Raw genomic sequence first — 5,518 nt, forward strand, 5'->3', positions numbered from 1 at the left:
CCATCGCATATATACCTTCCGAGCCGGAAGGTTTTGACACATTTTTGGACAATGTGTCGATATACATGAAATGTATGACGTTTTTCAAACTCTCAATAGATCGTGTCAGAATCGACAGCGACCAGCTCACTGAGAGCACCCCTACAACAGTAGCCTTGTATTTATACGTTGTGTGTCAATGTGTGACACGGGTATATATGTGAAAGTAATTCGATGCTCCAGACAAACTCACAGATGGGTCCAAAAATTTCTACAGAACGATTTACTCTTTCCTTTTCCTTCTCATCATATAAATAGCTGAAATCAACAACCCTGATGCTGCAGTGGATGATTCGAATCCGGCCGATTCCTCATTAGTTGATTCATCTATAGCTACTAAATCACCAAAAGCATAGACTCTGCCATTTGCAATGGTAAATACCATTCCATCCGAAACGGCTGGAGAGGACCCTCCGTATCCCGAGTTCCATATCAATTCCCCGGTAAATGCGTCCAAGGCACATGTTCCATTAAGTCCGGTATAATCATCTTCTGGCTCAAGAGCGGTCCCTACAAATACCTTTTCATCTGCAACAGCAACCGAACAGAGCCAACCCCCAATCCCATCACTTGGTGTCGTGTTCCATTTGAGATCACCGGTTATTGCATCGAAACAGTATGTCTGCAGATCACTGTATCCGTAACATCCTCCGCAAACATAGACGTTGCCATAAGCCCCCGTTGGTGTTGAATCTGTCCGATGTATCAAACTTTTCCATAGAATGGACCCATTATTTTTGTTCAGTGCGTAGATCTCGCCTTCACCATAGAAATTGTAGGTAGTCACGTAAACGATATTACCATAAATTGTTGGAGAACCACAGCAGTTATATACAATTTCACTCTGATCCCAGATAAGGTCGCCTGTATTTGAATCAACGCAATAGACATACCCTGCATGGGTCTGCCCATATTCCCAGCTTGTGAAATAAACCCTGCCTTCCTCATATGCAGGTGTTGCCTGTGCATTCCCATTTGCACTAAAATTCCATAACTCCTCTCCGGTCAATTCATCGAAGCAGTAATAGTGACCGTCCCACTCACCTTCGAATAGTTTCCCATCTGCCACTGTCGTACCGCTGTTAACCGAATCTGGCAATCCACACCACACACTGCCGTTGTGGTAGGCAGGAGATGCTATTGAATTATATTTGGTGCTACCTCTGCTGTGATTTCTCAGAAACTCACCGGTATACTGGTCTAAAGATTTAATATAATCACCACAGTTTACGTAAACCTTTGAGTCGGCGATAACAGGTGATGAACCTTGTACTGCCCCTATATCTTCGCTGGCCCATAATATGTTGTTCGTATCCGAGGCATCAGATGGGGAAAATCCGGTATTTTGAGCATCCTTATGGAACTGCTCCCACCCTTTTGGGATTGACTCCTGAATGCAATAGAGGTATCCACTATCCGTTCCAAAGTAAATTTTCCCATCAGATATTGCAGCACCTTGCAATATGTAGCCATCATCAGGTGGATTATATTCCCAGGCAAGAGAACCATCCTCTTTCAGGCAATAAAGAGAACCATTGCTTTTTGCCCCTGTAAAATAAATGTACGTCATCCCACCCTCCACAGCAATGGCTGGCGACGACTTCACACCTGCATCAACGAAATAAGACCACAAAATATTCCCGGTTGAATCGTCCAAACAGGTGAGATTCCCTGGGTAACCATGTTCCCCCTGTCCAACATAGATTTTCCCCTCATGAATAGCAGGCGTTGATGTACTGAAACCATTCTGAGTACACCAACCATCATTGATGAACTTTCCTTTATCATATCCGATCTTCCACACATATCCTAAAGACTGTCCTCTTTCTGAGGTCGTATATACGAATCCATCGTTATATGTTACAGATGAACGGAACATACCAGGATCATCCTTTGCAAAATCGAGGACTTCAGAAGTAAGATCGATCTCATCTACAAGCCCGCCTTTTTCTTTATCGAGGCTTACCAACTTACCTTCGTGCGTTGAATATACAATGAAATCCCCTATAACGCATGCACCATTCCACAAGAATCCTGCAGATCGCTCATTAGCATATTTCCAGAGCTGTTGTCCGTTCCCATCGTAGCAATAATAATATTTTGTAGCAACTCCGCCCTTAAGTCCATCTCCGATATAGATCATGTGATCGAAATAGGTAATCGGACATTCGAAGTTGCTGTCAGTTACATGCTCATTCCAAAGCTCTTCACCTGTTGATCCATCGAATGCAAACAGGTCACCACTATTGCTGGCAACAAAGATCTTTCCATTGCCGTAGGCTGGTGTTGATGATTGAAGCGCACTTCCCCCAGTGGTTTTATTTTTCCAGACCAGATCCCCATTGTTCTTGTCAAATGCCCAGATGGAACCATTCGTTGTATATATATACACAAGATCGTCTGCAATTATAGGTGGGGCGTTGATACCATTCTCTTCATACATAGAGGTGGTAACAGTCCAGGCTGTTTCCGGATTCTCCTTGACTGCAGGGTCCTGTGTTAATGCGGTATGTTCCCAGTCAGACTGAAACTGTGACCAATCGGATGATGTGGCAACTGTCGATATTGAAGCTAAAAATATAAAAATGAAAAAAAGTACGAACGTTTTATCAGATATTCTTTTTTTGTTCATTTTACATTCATCCTTGATACAGAATCGTTTGACCCTCACTTACCTCTAATTTGAATCCACAAAATATTGATAACTTTTCAGCCCACATCTACAAAGATCTGTAGAAAAAAACGTCCTTCTTTTATTGTTTTCGATTTTCATCCTCAACTTCCAGAGTTGCTTCAGCTGTGATCTTAAATTGTGAAACACCAGTGGTTTCTGCTCTGAAATAGATGGTCTCATTATCCTCCCTGTCCTCGAGTTCCTCTGTGTTTAGAGAGTTCCATTTATTATCATAGAACCTGTTCAAAGTGATAGTGGACCTGTTTACATTACTCTCGTTGATTTCTGATTTTAGTACTCTGAATTCTACAGTCATATTTTCCGTACGTTCAGGCATTGTAGATCCAACAAGGGTAGACCAGACGTCAAGATTTTGGAAATCTCCGGTTATTGTTTTTGTGTACGAAGAATTAACTTTATATTCATCTATATTCTTCACTTCTGAGATATTTTCATATGTTATGGCGAATGGTGAAAAACCAGTGGTTTCTGCTCTGAAATAGATGGCCTCATTATCCTCCCTGTCCTCGAGTTCCTCTGTGTTTAGAGAGTTCCATTTATCATCATAGAACCTGTTCAAAATGATCGTGGATCTGTTTACAGTACTTTCGTTGATTTCTGATTTTAGAACTTTGAATTCTACAGTCATATTATCCATGCGTACAGGGTTTGCAAATCCAGCTTTGCCTATCCAGATGTTTAGGTACTTGTAGACCTGTTTCTCTATTGATGTTGCGTACGTAGAATTGGAATTCAATATCTCAACAACGGCAGCTTGTTTCCCACAATTCTGCTTCGCGTCAAATGATATTGAGGTGATATAGTTATCTGGATCATAGAACTCATACGTTGTTTTATGACCAAATGACATATACCTTATACTCGTCTCGAATGCAACGATATTCTCAGGCGCTTCTCCAGTACTATATAAGATGTTTGCTGAACCACCGCTACCTCCACCCCTGCCACCACCGCTGCCGCCACTATCACTAATAGTTTTTTTGTTTGTTAAGCCAAACAAATAATTCGTGTCAGTACCATAATATACCCATCCATCAGATATCGCGACACCTGCAAGAGACCAGTCTGTTTTTCCCGGTTCCCCATATGACCATTGTTCCACAGGATTACTGTTCCCATTGTAATCTTTAAGGCAATAGACCATTCCATTTGCATCGTTTGTTGTGAAATAGATGTAAACGTTGCCATTTCCTGTATCATAACGTTCCGATACAGCAGGAGAGGACTTTACATCACCAGATACTGCAAAAGTCCAGATGCCAGTTAGATCGGATGCATTTAAACAGGATAAAGCTCCAGCACTTCCGACATAGACCTTTCCATTATAGATTGCCGGTGTGGATACACTGGGGCCTATATACGCGTTGTAACTATCCATTGTGTCAAACTTGCCAGTGCTATGATTGAATCCAAGGACAAAACAGTATCCGCCTTTTGATGTGAAATATAACCTCTCACTGTTCCAAACAATAGAGGATCGTATCTCTTTTACATCAACACCAAAAACGGAAGAGGCATCAATTTCATCAATGGTAATGCCCGTATCTTTTTCAACTGAAGTCAGATGTGATTTATCATCACCGTAAATCAGATAATCCCCTTTCACAGCTGCGCCTGCCCAGTAATAACCTCCGCCACTGGTAGAGTCACGACTCCAGAGCTCAGTGCCGTCCTCCACATCAAAGCAATAGTATGTTCCATCAGTGGATGAGCCAGTACCACCACTGACAGCATCTCCGAAAAATATCCGATTATTATCGTATGTAACAGGCGTGTTCAGCTGATTACTGGATACCTTAACGTTCCACTTTTCAACTCCTGTCTTTGCATCAAAAGCATATATTTTTCCATTTTTAGTGGGAACAAAGATCATGTTCTTCCCGTAAGCAATATTTGCAAGAAGGAAACCGCTACCGCTTGAAGAGTTTTCCCATGTGATGTTTCCTGTCTCTTTGTCGATGGCATACACTTTGTTGTCACCGGTTGCCACGTATACAAGGTCTCCATCAACTATGGGTGCAATGTCGATGTTAGAAGATAATTTCCTTTCCCATGATAAGGAACTACCAGTCATCGGATCGGATATCGGTGCTTCATCCTTTGTAACTCCGGAGTTGATTTTGTCCTTCTGGAACTGTGACCAATCGGATGCGCATGCTATACCTGACAAGATACAAATGAATAGTATTGCACTCAAAAAAACAGCGAAGACGTTTTTATTTTTTTTGTTCATCCTTTTAGCCCCCAACGTCCATATTCCAAATCTCAATATGAGAGTGTCGGGAAAGTGATGAAGAGCATTTCCCGACAAGGTATCAATATTCGTATGCCGATCTATCACACCCTTCTTCTCACGATAAAGATAGCTGAGAGCAACAATCCGAATACTGCAACTATTCCTTCAAATCCGGGCAGACCTTTTTTGGGTTCTTCGGCTTCAGGATTTGGTGCATCAGACTGCTCTGCCAAACCTGCATCCGCATCAGGTGCAACTTGACCGTCCTCCTCGTCTGGTTGTGGTTCTTCAGGAGTAACTGTTTGTGGTTCTTCAGGAGTAACTGTTTGTTCTTCTTCATCGACAACTTTCACAATAGTGGCATGGCCTGCTCCGCCACCGCTGCTACCTCTAGTACTACTTTCAATTGCTACAGATATATTCAGGACATACGTTGCTTCACCGATGATGGGGTCAAATGTCGTACTGTTCGTTGGACAGAACCAGAAACTAACAACATCCCCGTTCTTCAGCGTGTTTTTGCTAAGTCCTTCAGAAGCTGGCACATC

4 protein-coding genes are annotated in these 5,518 nt (G+C 42.3%); 1 reads left to right on the forward strand and 3 read right to left on the reverse strand.

Going from position 1 to position 5,518, the window contains the following annotated elements:
- On the forward strand, positions 1-203 hold a 203-nt coding region (locus BMX02_RS12030), incomplete at its 5' end, for a hypothetical protein (protein WP_218138501.1).
- Positions 204-262: 59 nt separating this feature from the next.
- Here the strand turns inward: BMX02_RS12030 and BMX02_RS11490 are convergent.
- The 3 genes from BMX02_RS11490 to BMX02_RS11970 form a co-directional block, all read right to left on the reverse strand.
- Positions 263-2,671, reverse strand: a complete 2,409-nt coding sequence (locus tag BMX02_RS11490; RefSeq protein WP_091690912.1) for an outer membrane protein assembly factor BamB family protein — start codon at positions 2,669-2,671, stop codon at positions 263-265.
- 121 nt (positions 2,672-2,792) lie between these two features.
- Positions 2,793-4,967 (reverse strand): PGF-pre-PGF domain-containing protein, encoded by a 2,175-nt coding sequence (locus BMX02_RS11495; RefSeq protein ID WP_091690913.1) that lies wholly within the window; start codon positions 4,965-4,967, stop codon positions 2,793-2,795.
- A 104-nt stretch (positions 4,968-5,071) separates the two neighbouring features.
- Positions 5,072-5,518 (reverse strand): PGF-CTERM sorting domain-containing protein (locus BMX02_RS11970; RefSeq protein WP_218138502.1); only part of this gene is annotated, 447 nt, incomplete at its 5' end.

The organism is Methanococcoides vulcani (genome assembly GCF_900111645.1).
GTDB lineage: Archaea > Halobacteriota > Methanosarcinia > Methanosarcinales > Methanosarcinaceae > Methanococcoides > Methanococcoides vulcani.

Bases quoted from the DNA above. Each gene is read 5' to 3' on its own strand.
- BMX02_RS11490 (WP_091690912.1), bottom strand. From the start codon at position 2,671: ATGAACAAAAAAAGAATATCTGATAAAACGTTCGTACTTTTTTTCATT.
- BMX02_RS11495 (WP_091690913.1), bottom strand. From the start codon at position 4,967: ATGAACAAAAAAAATAAAAACGTCTTCGCTGTTTTTTTGAGTGCAATA.